The organism is Micromonospora sp. NPDC047670 (genome assembly GCF_043204915.1).
Taxonomy (GTDB): Bacteria; Actinomycetota; Actinomycetes; order Mycobacteriales; family Micromonosporaceae; genus Micromonospora.
The window spans coordinates 136755-151823 of the sequence record NZ_JBIDDA010000006.1 but is presented as its reverse complement, the minus strand read 5'-3'; the positions used below and the strand labels follow the sequence as shown (position 1 = coordinate 151823).

The 15069-nt window shown below is 74.1% G+C and carries 15 protein-coding genes; 7 read left to right on the top strand and 8 right to left on the bottom strand.

All coding sequences use genetic code 11. The annotated features are described in order from the left end of the window. Positions 1-159: 159 nt before the first annotated feature. Positions 160-456 carry a ferredoxin gene (locus ACGF7U_RS16820; RefSeq protein ID WP_393107443.1) on the top strand — a complete coding sequence of 99 codons (297 nt, stop codon included), beginning with the start codon at positions 160-162 and terminating at the stop codon, positions 454-456. Positions 457-533: 77 nt separating this feature from the next. Here ACGF7U_RS16820 and ACGF7U_RS16815 read toward each other — a convergent pair whose 3' ends face one another. The 3 genes from ACGF7U_RS16815 to ACGF7U_RS16805 form a co-directional block, all read right to left on the bottom strand. After that, complete coding sequence (locus ACGF7U_RS16815) at positions 534-1106, bottom strand: hypothetical protein (RefSeq protein WP_393107441.1); 573 nt, start codon at positions 1104-1106, stop codon at positions 534-536. Positions 1107-1187: 81 nt separating this feature from the next. After that, complete coding sequence (locus ACGF7U_RS16810) at positions 1188-2207, bottom strand: tRNA (adenine-N1)-methyltransferase (RefSeq protein ID WP_393107439.1); 1020 nt, start codon at positions 2205-2207, stop codon at positions 1188-1190. Further along, positions 2204-3358, bottom strand: coding sequence for a M50 family metallopeptidase (locus ACGF7U_RS16805; RefSeq protein ID WP_393107437.1), 1155 nt, complete (start codon positions 3356-3358; stop codon positions 2204-2206). The genes ACGF7U_RS16810 and ACGF7U_RS16805 overlap by 4 nt, the downstream gene beginning before the upstream one ends. An 82-nt stretch (positions 3359-3440) precedes the next feature. Between ACGF7U_RS16805 and ACGF7U_RS16800 the strand changes: the two genes are divergently transcribed. From ACGF7U_RS16800 to ACGF7U_RS16780, 5 genes are all read left to right on the top strand, one after another. Beyond that, a complete protein-coding gene (locus tag ACGF7U_RS16800) occupies positions 3441-4352 on the top strand; it encodes a RecB family exonuclease (protein WP_393107435.1) in 912 nt (303 codons plus the stop codon). Between the two features lie 152 nt (positions 4353-4504). Further along, the gene (locus tag ACGF7U_RS16795) at positions 4505-5701 is read left to right on the top strand and encodes a sensor histidine kinase (protein WP_393107433.1); all 1197 of its coding nucleotides are present in this window, start codon (positions 4505-4507) and stop codon (positions 5699-5701) included. 84 nt (positions 5702-5785) lie between these two features. Continuing rightward, entirely contained in the window at positions 5786-6472 is a 687-nt protein-coding gene (locus ACGF7U_RS16790; RefSeq protein ID WP_393107431.1) for a response regulator, read from the top strand. Positions 6473-6811: 339 nt separating this feature from the next. Continuing rightward, a complete protein-coding gene (locus ACGF7U_RS16785; RefSeq protein WP_393107429.1) occupies positions 6812-7579 on the top strand; it encodes an ABC transporter ATP-binding protein in 768 nt (255 codons plus the stop codon). Then, entirely contained in the window at positions 7579-10128 is a 2550-nt protein-coding gene (locus tag ACGF7U_RS16780; RefSeq protein ID WP_393107427.1) for an ABC transporter permease, read from the top strand. The genes ACGF7U_RS16785 and ACGF7U_RS16780 overlap by 1 nt, the downstream gene beginning before the upstream one ends. A gap of 69 nt (positions 10129-10197) precedes the next feature. Here ACGF7U_RS16780 and ACGF7U_RS16775 read toward each other — a convergent pair whose 3' ends face one another. The 4 genes from ACGF7U_RS16775 to ACGF7U_RS16760 form a co-directional block, all read right to left on the bottom strand. Then, complete coding sequence (locus tag ACGF7U_RS16775) at positions 10198-10851, bottom strand: HAD family hydrolase (RefSeq protein ID WP_393107425.1); 654 nt, start codon at positions 10849-10851, stop codon at positions 10198-10200. A 142-nt stretch (positions 10852-10993) separates the two neighbouring features. Beyond that, positions 10994-11743 (bottom strand): neutral zinc metallopeptidase, encoded by a 750-nt coding sequence (locus ACGF7U_RS16770; RefSeq protein ID WP_393107423.1) that lies wholly within the window; start codon positions 11741-11743, stop codon positions 10994-10996. A 134-nt stretch (positions 11744-11877) separates the two neighbouring features. Then, entirely contained in the window at positions 11878-12978 is a 1101-nt protein-coding gene (locus ACGF7U_RS16765) for a calcium:proton antiporter (RefSeq protein ID WP_393107421.1), read from the bottom strand. A gap of 92 nt (positions 12979-13070) precedes the next feature. Continuing rightward, a complete protein-coding gene (locus ACGF7U_RS16760; protein ID WP_393107419.1) occupies positions 13071-13700 on the bottom strand; it encodes a DUF899 domain-containing protein in 630 nt (209 codons plus the stop codon). A 270-nt stretch (positions 13701-13970) separates the two neighbouring features. Here ACGF7U_RS16760 and ACGF7U_RS16755 point away from each other — a divergent pair, with 270 nt between their 5' ends. Beyond that, the gene (locus tag ACGF7U_RS16755) at positions 13971-14354 is read left to right on the top strand and encodes a hypothetical protein (RefSeq protein WP_393107417.1); all 384 of its coding nucleotides are present in this window, start codon (positions 13971-13973) and stop codon (positions 14352-14354) included. 215 nt (positions 14355-14569) lie between these two features. On the opposite strand, the gene ACGF7U_RS16750 is transcribed toward ACGF7U_RS16755, so the two are convergent. Beyond that, positions 14570-15058 carry a pyridoxamine 5'-phosphate oxidase family protein gene (locus ACGF7U_RS16750; RefSeq protein WP_393107415.1) on the bottom strand — a complete coding sequence of 163 codons (489 nt, stop codon included), beginning with the start codon at positions 15056-15058 and terminating at the stop codon, positions 14570-14572. Positions 15059-15069: the final 11 nt, after the last annotated feature.

The following is a 15069-nucleotide window of genomic DNA, read 5'->3' as shown; positions in this document are numbered from 1 at the left end:
GCTTGAACGTTCTGCCCTAACACTAGCCGCTATGAGGCCGATTCGGTCCCACGCAACGCGCTCGTCACCGAACCTTGATCGCCAAGGGTGGCCCCGAGGGCCGGTCCGGGCGTTCGGGTACCGTCGGAGCGTGGGACGGGAGAACATGGGGGGTGCGCCGTGGCGGAGGTCATGACCGACCAGCTGCAGGTCTGGGTGGACCAGGATCTCTGCACGGGCGACGGGCTCTGCGTGCAGTACGCACCCGAGGTCTTCGAGTTCGACGTCGACGGGCTCGCCTACGTCAAGGGCCCCGACGGTGAGCTGCGGCAGGCGCCGGGCAGCCGGGTCGACGTGCCCGAGCACCTGCGCCTCGAGGTGATCGACTCCGCGAAGGAGTGCCCGGGCGAGTGCATCCACGTCGTGCGCGGCAGCGACGGCGTCGAGGTGGCCGGCCCGGACGCCGAGGAGGACTGACCGCCCGTCTCCCACGCCGCCAGGGCGTGGGAGGACGGCACGACCGCACGACGCCGCCGGCCGGACCGGCGTACGCCTCAGAGCATCGGGCGCCCGACCACCGAGGCGACCAGGCGGGCGAACTCCTCCAGCCGGGCGATCTGCCCCGCGCCCCCGTCGTCGAGGGTCTTGCCGAAACGCAGCGCGTCGTGCCGGGGCCCGCCCACCGCCTCGTCGCTGGGCGGGGCCTCGTCCAGCGACGTCAGCAGCAGGTAGACGTCGATGCTGTCGACCCGGATGCCGCCGTTGTCGTCGCGGGTCAGCCGCCGCCGGCAGCCGACCTCGGTGACCGTGGAGACCGGCACGACCCGCAGCGAGGAGGTCATCGACCCGGCCGGGCCCTCCCCCGGCGGCACGTCCTCGCCGTGCCAGAGGACGAGCCGGCTGCCGTCGCAGACCACGACCTCCTGCCACACCCCGTTGACCTCGTTGACGAAGCGCTCCAGGGTGAAGCCGAGCACCGACGCCCCGCGCAGCACCCCGCCCAGCGCCTCCAGCGCGACGTCCGGGTCGCGCAGGTAGGCCCGGGCCGCCGATTCGAGGTCCTGGTACGGCGACCAGTCGGGAAACACCGCCGGCAGCTCGCCGCCGCCGAAGCCCGGCCGGTTCATGCCACCTCCCCGCACCCGTGCCGCCGGCCCGCACCGGCCGGCAGGTTCCGTCCGCTCACTCCCAGCCGCCCCGTTCCACGGTCACGGCCGCACCGTGTCCCCGGCCTCGGCCGGCGCCGCCGCGACGACCTGGGCGGCAGCCGCCTGCCGGGCCGCCTCCGCCTCGCGCAGCGCCTGCCGGCGTTCGGCGTACGCCTCGGCGCCCTTGCTGGGCTTGCGGCGCCGCGGCGGCGCGGTGACGCCGGGGGCGAGCTTACGCGCGGACACCAGGAACGCGGTGTGGGCGATCATGCGGTGGTCCGGACGGACGGCAAGGCCCTCGGCGTGCCAGTCGCGCACCAGCGACTCCCAGGCCCGCGGCTCGGTCCAGCCGCCGCGCTCGCGCAGGGCCTCGACCAGCTCGGACAGCTGCGGTGTGGTGGCGACGTAGCCGATGAACACGCCGCCGGGCACCAGGGCCCGCTCGACCATGTCGAGGGTCTCCCACGGGGTGAGCATGTCGAGGATGATCCGGTCGAAGCCGGTCTCGGTGCAGGCGGCGACGTCGCCGACGTGCAGGTGCCACGCCGGGTGCGGCCCGTTGAAGAACGCCTCGACGTTGCGCCGGGCGATCTGGGCGAAGTCGTCGCGCAGCTCGAACGAGTGCAGCTCGCCCTCGGTGCCGACGGCGCGCAGCAGCGAGCAGGACAGCGCCCCGGAGCCGGCCCCGGCCTCCAGGACCTTGGCGCCGGGGAAGATGTCGCCCATGGCGACGATCTGGGCGGAGTCCTTCGGGTAGATCACCTGGGCGCCGCGCGGCATGGAGAGCACGTAGTCCGACAGCAGCGGGCGCAGGGCCAGGAACGCGGTGCCACCGCCGGAGGTGGTGACCACGCTGCCGTCGGGCAGGCCGATCAGCGCGTCGTGCTCCAGGATGCCGCGGTGGGTGTGGAACGCCTTGCCCGGCTCCAGGGTGACCGTGTGCATCCGCCCCTTGGGGTCGGTCAGCTGCACCCGGTCGCCGGGCCGGAACGGCCCGCGGTGCACGGGAGGCAGCGCCGGGGTGTGGGCGGGCACCGGGGTGCCCGGGTCGGCCGGGGCGGCGGAGGGAGTTGCGGTCACGTGTTCATCTTCCGTTGGGGTTCGAGGAGGCGAGCCAGATCCGCGATGTGCAGAATGCCGACGACATCTTCGCCTGAGGTCACCACGTACTGCGCGCCCGGGTGGGTCTGTACCGTCTCCATCACCCGCTCCCCGTCGAGCCCGACGGGGATGGCGGGCAGGTCGGCCAGGGACCGGGCGACCGCGTCGACGGCCAGCCAGGGGCGCCGTTCCGCCGGCACCGCGTCCGCCGCGGCGGGGTCGACCAGGGCGACCGGCCGGCCGGCGGAGTCGGTGACCACGAGCGCGGCGCCCGGCGTCGCGCCGTCGGCCCGGCGGCGCTGCGCCTCGGCCAGCGGCGTGCCGGTGGGCACGGCGAGCACCGGCCGGGACAGCCGGGACAGGTCGATCAGCGGGAAGCGTCGGCTGACCCGCGCCATCCGGATCGACTGCCCGGCGCCGCGCCAGAGGGTGAACGCGACCAGCAGCATCAGCGGCAGCGCGAGCGGCGCCAGGTCCCCGGTGAGGGTGAACAGGGTGACCAGCGCGGCGGTGCCGACGGCGACGGCACGTCCCACCCACCCGGCGACCTCGGTGCCCCGGTGCCGGTCGTCGGTGAGGGCCCAGACCGCCGCCCGCAACGCCCGGCCGCCGTCCAGCGGCAGCCCGGGCAGGCTGTTGAACACGGCGACGATGACGTTGCTCACCGCCAGCTGGAACGCGAGCTGGTTGGCCAGGGTGCGGTCGGGCAGGGCGAGGGTGGCGGCGACGGCGAGCGCGCCGAGCACGGCGGAGACGGCCGGGCCGGCGAGCGACACCAGCAGGTCGACGCGGGGTGACGGGGCGTCGCGGTCCATCTCCGTGTAGCCGCCGAGCAGCTCCAGGGTGATGCCGCGCACACCGATGCCGTACCGGCGGGCGGTGAGGGCGTGGCCGAGCTCGTGCAGGAGCACCGAGCCGAGCAGGGAGACCACGAACCCGAAACCGATCAGGTAGCCGGCGAGCTGGGGCAGGTCGAGCTGGCGACGGGCGAACTCCGCGTAGAGCACGGTCACCAGCAGGGTGAGCAGCACCATGGAGCTGTTGAGGTGCAGCGGCACCCCGAAGACCCGGCCCACGGTCAGGCCGGGCCGCGGGTCGGGCCGGCGCCGCGGTTGCCTCGTCTGCTCCACCGGATCGATGCTACGCGGCGGGAGATCATGCGCCGGAGCGGCGACGGCACAGCTGTCACACCGGTGCCCTAACCTTCCGGGCATGACGGCGGAACCGGTGACCACGCAGCAGCCCGCGACCCCGGCCGAGGTGCCGGCGACCGTGCGGGCCTCGCTGTCGCCGTCGCGGGCGGCGGATTTCAAGACCTGCCCGCTGCTCTACCGGTTCCGCAGCATCGACCGGTTGCCGGAGCGCCCGACCGTCGAGCAGGCCCGCGGCACGCTGGTGCACGCCGTGTTGGAGCGGCTGTTCGACCTGCCCGCCGACGGGCGCACCCCGACCGCGGCGGGCGACCTGGTGGCCCCGCAGTGGGACCGGCTGGTCACCGAGCAGCCGGAGCTGGCGGGCCTGTTCGGCGACGGCGACGAGCCGGCCGCGGCCGAGTTCCTCCGCTCGGCCGCCGCGCTGCTGGAGGGCTACTTCGCGGTGGAGGACCCGCGCCGGCTGGAGCCGGCCGAGCGGGAGAGCCTCATCTCGGCGGTGGTCGACGAGGAGCTGCTGATCCGGGGCTACCTCGACCGGCTCGACGTGGCGCCGGACGGCGCGCTGCGGGTGGTCGACTACAAGACCGGCGGCGCGCCGCGGGAGGCGTTCGAGGCGCGGGCGCTGTTCCAGCTCAAGTTCTACGCGCTGGTGCTGTGGCGCACCCGGGGCGTGGTTCCCCGCGTGCTGCGGCTGCTCTACCTCAGGGACGCAGAGGTCTGCGACTACGCGCCGGACGCCGACGAGCTGCTCCGCTTCGAGCGCACGGTGGTGGCCCTGTGGCGGGCGATCGAGCAGGCGACCGCGCGGCAGGACTTCCGTCCCCGGCCGAGCCGGCTCTGCGACTGGTGCAGTCACCAGGCGCTCTGCCCGAGCTTCGGGGGCACCCCGCCGCCGTTCCCGACGCAGGTGGCGACGGATCCGCTGCGCGACGCCCGGTCCCGCCCGGCGCCCCCCGGCGCCGACGAGTGACCCCCGCGCGCGAGGGTGACGTCGGGCACACGCCACTGCGGCCGGGCGCCCGGACGGGCCAGAGGCGGATGAGCGGCTCTCCTCCTCAGGGATGAGGCGGGCCTCACCGTCGGCGACGATCAATCCGCCGTGGCGGCGGCTAGCGTCGCGGTATGACTTCGGGCCCCAGGGCGTTGCTGCGCCGGCACCCGCTCGCCGCGGACGCTCTCCTCGCCCTCGGGCTCGTCGCGGCGGAGGTACTGCTCACCACGCTCACCCCCCGCGAGTACTGGCCGCCGCACCTGCTGGCCGCGCTGGGCTGGAGCGTGCTCTGCGCCGCGCCGGTGGCGCTGCGCCGGGTCGCGCCGTGGCCCGCCGTCGCCGCGGCCGTGGCGACGCTGGCGGTGCCCGCCCTGCTCGGCCTCGCGCCGGGCGCCCAGGGCCTGGCTCTCCTGGTGCTCACCTACACGACGGCCGCCACCCGGCCGCTGAAGACGGCGGTCGCGGCGGCGTCGGCGCTGTGGCTGCCGGTCGCGGCGGTGAGTGTCGTCGCGCCGCTGGACGGCGTGACCGAAGGCGTCGGCTCCGGGTACCTGGCGTTGAACAACCTGCTGATCGGGGCGGTGTCGTACTCGGTGGGGCGCGCCGTGCACGGGCGGCGGGCCGCCACCGAGGCGCTGCGGGAGCGGGCCCGCTCCGCGGAGGAGAACCAGCGCTCCCTCGCCGACCGGGCGGTCGCCGACGAGCGTCGCCGCATCGCCCGGGAGCTGCACGACGTGGTCGCGCACCACGTCAGCGTGATGGGGGTGCTGGCCACCGGCGCCCGCCGGGTGCTGCCCCGGGACCCGAGCGCCGCCGACGAGGCGATCGGCACCATCGAGGCGACCAGCCGGGCCACCCTGCGGGAGATGCGCCGGCTGCTGGACGTGCTGCGCACCGACGCCGAGCCGGCGGCCGACCTCGCCCCGCAGCCGGGGCTCACCGGCATCGAGGCGCTGGTGGACCAGGTGCGTGAGGCGGGCCTGCCGGTGACGCTGCGGGTCGAGGGGACCCCGGGGGCGTTGGAGGAGGGGGTGGCGCTGACCCTCTACCGGATCGTCCAGGAGGCGCTGACCAACGCGCTCAAGCACGCCGGTGCGGCCACCGCGCAGGTGCGGCTGACCTTCGGCGACGGCACGGTCGGCGTCGAGGTGGCCGACACCGGGCGCGGCCCCGGTCCCGGCGGCGACCGGATCGGGCACGGCCTGGTCGGGATGCGCGAACGCGTCGCCCTCTACGGTGGGACCCTGCGCACGGGGGCACGCCCCGGCGGCGGCTTCCGGGTGTACGCGAGCATTCCGGTGGAACACCGTGGCGCGGCGGCGGCGTGACCGGCCGGGGGGCGTACGCGACAATCGCGGGCGGGCCGCGGGGCGGGGCGGCGGCGTGAGCGGCGACCAGGACGGGGGCATCAGGTGACCGACGCGACGGTGCCGGCGCGGCCGGTGCGCATCCTGCTCGCCGACGACCAGCCGTTGCTGCGGACCGGCTTCCGGATGGTCCTCGGCACGGAGGAGGACCTGGACATCGTGGCCGAGGCCGGCGACGGCGTCGAGGCGGTGGACCTGGCGCGCCGGCTGCTGCCCGACGTGGTCCTGATGGACATCCGGATGCCGCGCATGGACGGCGTCGCCGCGACCCGGGCGATCGTCGACGCCCGGCTGCCGGTGCGGGTGCTGATCCTGACCACCTTCGACCTGGACGAGTACGTGGTGGGGGCGCTGCGGGCCGGAGCCAGCGGCTTCCTGGCCAAGGACGTGCCGGCCGAGGACCTGGTCACCGCGATCCGCACCGTGGCGGCCGGGGACGCGGTGGTGGCGCCCCGGATCCTCAAGCGCCTGCTGGACCGCTTCGCCGGCGCCCTTCCGGACCCGGCGGCGGCCCCGCCGAGGGGCCTCGGCACGCTGACCGAGCGGGAGCGGGAGGTGCTGGTGCACGTGGCCCGCGGGCTGTCCAACGCCGAGATCGCCCGGGCGCTGTCGGTCAGCGAGACCACCATCAAGACCCACGTCGGGCACGTGCTGACCAAGCTGGGGCTGCGCGACCGGGTGCAGGCCGTGGTGCTGGCGTACGAGTCGGGACTGGTCCGCCCCCGGGCGTAGCGCCCCGCCACCGCGCGGCGCGGCCCCGCGTACGCCGGGATCCGCCGGCGGTCCGACACGGTTGCCGCCGTCACCTACCGTGACCGGCGGCGGGGTCGGGTGGTTGACCTTCACGCGGCGTCAGTGTGCAGGATCGGTCCCGCGCTGGCGGGAGGCGCTCGGCCGGCCGCCGGCTCAGGGGCAACCCTGAGCCGGCGTCGGGGGCACCCGCACCGCGAATTAGGCACCGGCTCCGACCGGAGTCGGACGGATCGGGGCTCAAGAGCACCGATGATGGGACTGCCGCGCCGGACCAGCGGGGGCGGCGCGGATCAAAAACAGACGGAAGAGGTAGATGACGTGACCGCGACGGTAGGCCAGCAGGCGCAGGCCGCGGCCCGGGCGAACGACGTGTGGAAGGTGTACGGCAGCGGCGAGGCGCAGGTCATCGCGCTGCGCGGGGTCAGCGCGGAGTTCGAGCGGGGCCGGTTCACCGCGATCATGGGCCCGTCGGGCTCGGGCAAGTCGACGCTGATGCACTGCCTGGCCGGGCTGGACTCGGTCACCCGCGGCACCGTGTCGATCGGTGACACGACCGTCACGGGCCTGGGCGACGCGGGCCTGACGAAGCTGCGCCGCGACAAGGTCGGCTTCATCTTCCAGCAGTTCAACCTGCTGCCGACGCTGACGGCGAAGGAGAACATCCTGCTGCCGCTGTCGATCGCCGGTCGCAAGCCCGACCCGGCCTGGTACGACACGGTGATCGCGACGGTGGGGCTGCAGGACCGACTGGGCCACCGGCCGGCGCAGCTCTCCGGCGGGCAGCAGCAGCGCGTGGCCTGCGCCCGGGCGCTGGTCTCCCGCCCCGAGGTGATCTTCGCCGACGAGCCGACGGGCAACCTCGACTCCCGCTCCGGCGCGGAGGTGCTCAACTTCCTGCGCAACTCCGTACGCGAGCACGGGCAGACCATCGTCATGGTCACCCACGACCCGACGGCGGCCGCGTACGCCGACCGGGTGGTCTTCCTCGCCGACGGGCAGATCGTCTCGGAGCTGATCGAGCCGACCGCCGACACGGTGCTGGACACCATGAAGAAGCTGGACACGGTCGCCGAGGTGGCCCGCTGATGTTCCGGGCGACCCTGAAGAGCCTGCTGGCCCGCAAGGTCCGGCTGATCCTCTCCGGCCTGGCCGTGGTGCTGGGCGTCATGTTCGTCTCCGGCGCGTTCGTGCTCACCGACACGCTCGGCCGCTCGTTCGACGCTATCTTCGCCGACGCCTACGAGGGGGTGGACGTCAACGTCGCCGCCAAGCCGAAGATCGACGTAGCCGAGGCCGAGGGCATGCAGGTCGCTCCGCCGTTGCCGGCGGCGACCCTCGACAAGGTCCGGGCGGTGCCCGGCGTGGCCGAGGCGACCGGCGTGGTCGGCGTCGACGGGGCACGGCTGATCGGCAGCAACGGCAAGGTCGTCGCCTCGTTCGGTCCGCCGCAGCTCGGCGAGAACTGGACCGGCGAGAACGACCTGGTGCAGCTGCGCGAGGGACGGGCGCCGCAGGCCGACGACGAGATCGTGATCAACAAGGCGCTGGCCACGGCCGGGAAGGTGAAGGTCGGCGACCGCGTCGGCGTGCTGACCCTCCAGCCGAAGCGGGAGTTCACCATCGTCGGCGTCTTCGGCTACAGCGGCGGCCGGGACTCCATCGGCGGCGCCAACGAGATCATGTTCACCACACCCGTCGCGCAGCGGCTGATGCTCGGCGCGCCGGACACCTTCAGCAACATCACGGTCACCGCCGCCGGCGGGGTGTCGGAGGAGTCGCTGCGCGACGCCGTCGCCGCCGCCGTGGGCGCCGACTACGAGGTCAAGACCGGCGAGCAACTGTCCGAGGAGGCGGCGGCCAGCATGAAGGAGGCGCTGTCCTTCTTCAACCGGATCCTGCTCGGCTTCGCCGCGGTGGCGCTGCTGGTGGGCACCTTCCTGATCCTCAACACCTTCTCGATCATCGTGGCCCAGCGCACCCGCGAGCTGGCGCTGATGCGCGCCATCGGGGCCAGCGGCAGGCAGATCATCGGGTCGGTGGTGCTGGAGGCCGTCGCGGTGGGGCTGATCGCCTCGGTGCTCGGCCTCGGCGCGGGCATCGGCATCGGCGCGCTGCTGGCGTACCTGTTCAGCACCTTCGCCGGCGGGCTGACGCTGGCCGGCGTCGGCGTGCCGCTGTCGGCCGTCATCGGCGCGTTCGCCGTGGGCCTCGTGATCACCGTCGTGGCGGCGCTGCTGCCGGCGCTGCGGGCGTCCCGGATCCCGCCGATCGCCGCGATGCAGGACGTGGCCAACCCGGACCGCCCGCTGACGAAGGTCACCGTGGCCGGCGCGGTCGTCACCGCCGTCGGCGCCGGGCTGTTGGCCCTGGGGCTCACCGGCAACGCCGGCGGCAACACACTGGCCACCATCCTCGGCGGGGTGCTGTTCGCCTTCATCGGCGTGGCGCTGCTGACCCCGCTGATCAGCCGGCCGGTGGTGAGCCTGCTCGGCGCGATCTTCGCCTGGTCGGTGCCGGGCAAGCTGGGCCGGCTCAACTCCGGCCGCAACCCGCGCCGCACCGCCATCACCGCCGCGGCGCTGATGGTGGGCATCGCCCTGGTCACCGGGGTGACCGTGATCCTGGACTCGGCGAAGAGCAGCATCGGCGCGCTCGCCCAGGACACGCTCAAGGCGGAGCTGGTGATCTCCGGGGCGCAGAGCGGCCCCCGGCCGCCGAGCTTCGACTCAGGGGTACTGGAGAAGGCCGCGGCGATCCCCGGCGTACGCCTGGCCGACGGCGAGTACGGCGACATGGCGGTGGTCGGCGGCGAACGCACCTGGGTGGGGGCGAGCAGCGACGTCGCCGCGCTTCGGCAGATCTTCGGCGCCGAGGCCACCGCCGGGAACATCGACCGGCTCGCGCCGGACGAGATGCTGATCAGCTCGGACACCGCCGAGTCGCGCGGGCTCTCCGTCGGGTCGAAGGTCCCGGTGCAGCTGGCCCGGGGCGAGGCGCGGACCTACACGGTGACCGGCATCTACGCCAGCTCCCAGCTGACCAACCAGGTGGTGCTGCCGCCGGAGGCGGCGCGCGACTTCACCATCCCGCAACCGATCCAGGGTTTCATCCAGCTGGCCCCGGGCACCCGGGTCGCCGACGTGCAGCCGCAGATCGAGGCGCTGCTGGCCGACTCCCCCGAGGTGTCGGTGGCCGACCGGGAGGCGTTCATCGACCAGCAGACCGGCCAGCTCGACGGCCTGCTCACGATGATCCAGATCCTGCTGGCCCTGGCCATCGTGATCGCCGTGCTCGGCATCATCAACACCCTGGCGCTGTCGGTGCTGGAACGCACCCGGGAGCTCGGGCTGCTGCGGGCCATCGGCCTGCGCCGGGCGCAGACCATGCGGATGGTCACCGTCGAGGCGGTGGTGATCTCGGTCTTCGGCGCGCTGCTCGGCGTCGCCGTCGGCGCCGGTCTCGGCGCGGCCGTGGTGGAGGCGCTCCGGGACGAGGGGATCACCGACCTGGTGCTGCCCTGGTCCCAGATGGGGATCTTCCTCGGCCTGGCCGCGGTCATCGGGGTGATCGCCGCCGTGCTGCCGGCGATCCGGGCCGCCCGGATCAACGTCCTGGGCGCTATCGCCCACGACTGATCCCGACGCGCGACGAGGGGCCCCGCCGGTCGGCGGGGCCCCTCGTCGCGTCAGCCGGCTCCTCGCCCGTCAGGCGTCGGCCGGGGGCGCGCCGAGCAGGGCCGCCAGCAGCTCCAGGTCCGCGCCGGTCAGGCTCTCCAACTGGTGTACGCCCTCCAGCGACCCGATCGGCACCTCCGCCGGCACGGCCAGCACCGCCGCGCCGGCGGCGAGCGCGCTGGCCACCCCCGTCGGCGAGTCCTCGATCGCCACGCAGCGGGCGATCGGCACGTCGAGCAGGCGGGCCGCGGTCAGGTACGGCTCCGGGTGCGGCTTGGCCGCGTCGACCTCGTCCCCGCAGACCACCGCGTCGAAGCTGTCCCGCCCCAGGGTGTCCAGCGCGACCTCCACCAGGGGCCGGCTGCTGGAGGTCACCAGGGCCGTCGGGATGCCGGCCGCGCGGACCGCCCGCAGCAGCGTCAGCGCGCCGGGACGCCAGCTGAGCCCGGTGCGGAACAGCTCCAGGATCCGGGTGTTGATCCACGCCGCGCTGGCCTGCGGGTCGCGCTCCGGCTGGCCCAGGTCGTCGTGCAGGATGCGCATCGACACGGCCATGCTGCTGCCGACCATCGCCCTGCGGGCCGCGTCGGAGAGGGTGCCGCCGTACTCGGCTGCCAGCTCGCTCAGCGCGACGTCCCACAGCTTCTCGCTGTCGACCAGGGTGCCGTCCATGTCGAAGAGCACGGCGGCGGGGTGGTTGCTGCTCAGGAGATCCTCCCTCGGGTGGCGTACCCCGGGAATCCTCTCAGCCGGAACGCCGCCGGCGCGCCCAGGTGCCGCCGGGGTGACCTGTTCAACGACCCGGGCCCCGAGCCGCGAGCGCCGCTCAGCCGAGGCCGCAGGCGTCCAGCGACCGCTCGTAGCCGCGGAAGAACGACTCGGTGCGCTGCTCGGCGGTGCCGTGCGAGCCCTCGGCGAACCACGGCTGGCCCGGGTCGTCGCCGACGGCGAGCAGCCCTTCGCGGAACTCCGCCAGGTCGCCGTCGTCGAGCGTCAGCGCCCCCGAGCGCACCGAGTCGCCCAGGTACGCCCCGGCCATGCAGTCGGCCTGCAGTTCCTGCTGGATGGTGTAGCTGTAGCGGATGCCGAGCCGGGTCTGGATGCCGTGGGCGTACTCGTGGCCGAGCAGGTAGAACACGAACGCGTCGCCGACCTGACGGAACGCCCCCACCGACCAGTTCACGTCGTAGGCGATGAAGTCGCCGGCCGAGCAGTAGACGGCGTTGTTGCGCGGCAACGCCTGCCCGCCGCAGGAGACCTCGCCGTCGCGCTGGTACGGGATGATCCGCCGGATCGGGCGGAACCGCTCCCCCGAGGCGCGGAACCGGGCCGCCCAGTACCGCTCGGCGATGCCCCGCGCGTCGGCGACGTCCTGCTGGAACTCCTCGACGCTGGTGGTGCCGTCGGCCCGGGTCTGCCCGGCGCCGGGCGATGCCTCGCCGCCGGGTCGGTTCGGCGGTGGCTCCTGCCCCTCGGGCTCGGCCACGCCGCCGACCACGCACCCGGCCGCCGCGACGAGAGCCACCGCGAGGCCGGCGAGCGCACTTCGCGGCCGTCGTTCCACGCGCGTCGTCACAGTGCCCTCCCCGGCGTCGGCGATGCCGGTGCAGTACCCCGGCGTCCGGCGCGTCATGCCCGACGCCCGCCTCGACGACGCGTGAACCGCAGCCACCCCCGGCCGCCCGGCACCAGGCGGCGCGGGCCGGGCGGTCAGGGGCTGGCGGCGAGGAACACGAACGCGGCGAGCAGCACCAGGTGCACGCCGCCCTGCAGCACGGTGGCCCGTCCCGGCACCACGGTCAGCACGCTGGTGACGACGGTGAGGGCGAGCAGGGTCAGCTGGGTGCCGCCGAGGCCGAGCAGCAGCGGGCCCTCCAGCCAGATCGAGGCCAGCGCTATCGCCGGGATGGTCAGCCCGATGCTGGCCATGGCGGAGCCCAGCGCCAGGTTCAGGCTGATCTGCACCCGGTCGCGGCGGGCGGCGCGGGCGGCGGCGATCGTCTCGGGCAGCAGCACCAGCAGCGCGATCACCACGCCGACGAAGGACTGCGGCAGGTTGGCGCCGGCGACGGCGGACTCGATCGCCGGGGACACCGTCTTGGCGTCGCCGACCACGGCGACCAGCGCCACCAGCAGCAGGCCGAGGCTGAGCAGGGCGGCCCGGTTCGGCGGCGGCTCGGCGTGCACCTCGGCGTCGACCACCCGCCCCTCGGCGGTGACCGGCAGGAAGTAGTCGCGGTGGCGGCCGGTCTGCACCATCACGAACAGGCCGTAGAGCGCGAGCGAGGCCACGGCGGCGAAGGCCAGCTGGGCGGGGCTGAACTGCGGGCCCGGCCGGCTGGTGGTGAAGGTCGGCACCACGAGGCTCAGGGCCGCGAGGGTGGTGACGGTGGCCAGCGCGCCGCCGGTGCCCTCGGAGTTGAACACGGCGACCCTGCGGCGCAGCGCGCCGATCAGCAGCGACAGCCCCAGGATGCCGTTGCAGGTGATCATGACGGCGGCGAAGACGGTGTCCCGCGCGAGGGACTGCGCCTTCTCGCCGCCGCTGATCATGAGCGTGACGATCAGGGCGACCTCGATCACGGTGACGGCCACGGCGAGGACCAGCGAGCCGTACGGCTCCCCCACCCGGTGCGCGACCACCTCGGCGTGGTGGACGGCCGCCAGCACCGCGCCGACCAGGAACGCGGCCACCACGACGACGACAGGGCCGGGTAGGTCGCGCCCCCAGGTGAGGATCAACGTCACGACCGCGAGCAGCGGTACGGAGACGGTCCAGTCGGTCAGACGAGAGCGGAGCGACGCGGCCATGCCGTCAACCCTGCCAGGAAGAACGATCATGTGAGACCGACTGGTGGCACGCGTTCCGGTGGGGTCGCCGTCCGGGCGAGCCGGGCGGTGGGTCAGCCGTAGGTGGGCTGCTGCGGCCAGCCGGGCGGGGAGTCCTCCCAGTCCTCCTGCCGGCCGTACGGGGTGAGGTCGAGGATGCTGTTGACGAAGACGAGCCGGTCGACGCCGCGCGCCGTGGTGTTGTACGTCCGGTAGACGTCCGCGCCGTCGCGCAGGAAGACGCTGAGCATGAAGCCGCGCTCCGCCCCGCAGTCCGCCGCGAACGACGTGCCGTGCGACGACACGAACGGCAGCGTCCAGCCGCGACGCGCCTTGTACGCCTCGATCTGCGCCAGCGGCATGTCCGACACGGTCGCCCAGCTGATCCCCCGCTCCGCCAGCCGCGCCAGCCCCGTCACGGGGACGCTGTCGGTGAACCAGGTGCACCCGGGGCAGTGGTGGTGGGGGCCGTTGTCCATGAACTGGTAGACCACGAGCTGGCCCCGGCCCTCGAACAGGTCGAGCAGGGTGGCCGGGCCGGTGGGCGTGTCGAAACGGTGGTCGTTGTCGAACCTGACCATCGGGAGGCGACGACGCCGGGCGGCGAGCGCGTCCTGCGCGCGGGTGAGCTCCTTCTCGGCCTTCAGCAGGTCGTCACGGGCCTGCTGCCACTCGTCGGCCGAGACTGTCCGTGGTTTCTCCATCAGCCGATTGTGCCCACCGGGTCCGACGACATCCCCGTGCGACGCGCCGCGCGGCCCACCGTCGGGACGGGCCCGCCCGCCGGCGTCGCTGACCACGTGCTCGACACGGTCGGCGCCCAGCCGGACAGGTCGAGGACGTCCCGGGGGGTGGCGATCGGGGTCGACGGCCGGGTGGTGTAGCGGGGCGCCGCCGAATGAACACCTGGTGACGCTGCGGAGACGGCAGCACGACGAGCATCGTCACCACCGCGACCACCCGGAGGAGGGACCGTGGATTCCATCGTCCTACCTGACCTGCCCACCTATCTGTTCGCCCCCAACCTGGCGGGCGTGCTGTCGCTGGCGCTCACGATCCTGCTGCCGCTCGCGGCGGCGCTGTTCATGCGGCAGTCGTGGTCTGCCGGCCCGAAGGGCCTGGTGTTGCTCGCGCTGGCCGCCCTGAAGGCGTTCCTGGAGGCGTGGCTGGGCGCCGCCGAGGCGGGTGTCGCCTTCGACGTGGCCGACGTCGGCTACGCGGTGGTCGTGAACTTCGGCATCGCCGTGGGCGCCTACTTCGGTCTGCTGAGGAACACCCGCGTGCAGCAGTACGCCATCAACGGCGGGCTCGTGCACGACGAGGTCGTCGACGGCACCGCGACGGAGCGGACCGCCTGACACCCGGCGTCGGGCGTAGGGAGCGCTGTCGCCGTCATGGCCGCCTCGGTTTGCTGGACGGCGGACCGACCGCTCGACCGGGCGCCCGAAGAGGGACACGGGGCGACCTCGCGCGGACGACTCCAGCGACGTCGCGCTGCCGCCGCACGGACGGCGGCGCGACGCGGGGTCGCCCGGCCGGGCCTGACGGGCGGGCCCGGCCGGGCGGCACGCCGTCAGTCGGGTTCGTCCGCCCGCCAGATGCGGCTGCGCAGGTCGCCGCCCTCAACGACCTGCACGCGCCACGGCGTGAGCCGCAGGACGTGCAGGTCGGGATCGGCCGGGCCGCCGCGCCAGTAGGAGCCCAGCGGATAGCCGACGCCCGCCGGGCTGGTGCGCTCGTACAGCTCCCAGACGTGGCGCTTGACGTCGAGGTCGTCGACCCACTCGGTGACGGTGTCGATGGCGACCGCGTTCTGCCTCGGGCTCCAGTAGGAGAAGGTGGCGTGCGGGTTGACTGCCAGGTGCGCCGCCTTCACCGGGGTCCGGTACGTCGCGAGCCACCCGAGCGGCCTGCCGTCGACGACCTCCCACACCGCGATCAGCACCCGCGCGCGGGGCCGCCCCTTGGCGTCGACCGTCGTCATCGTGGCGTAGACGATGTCACCGAGGTACGCGGTGAACTGGTCTTCGATCGCGCGGAACGACGTGACTCTGCCGGCCATGCTCCACCGCC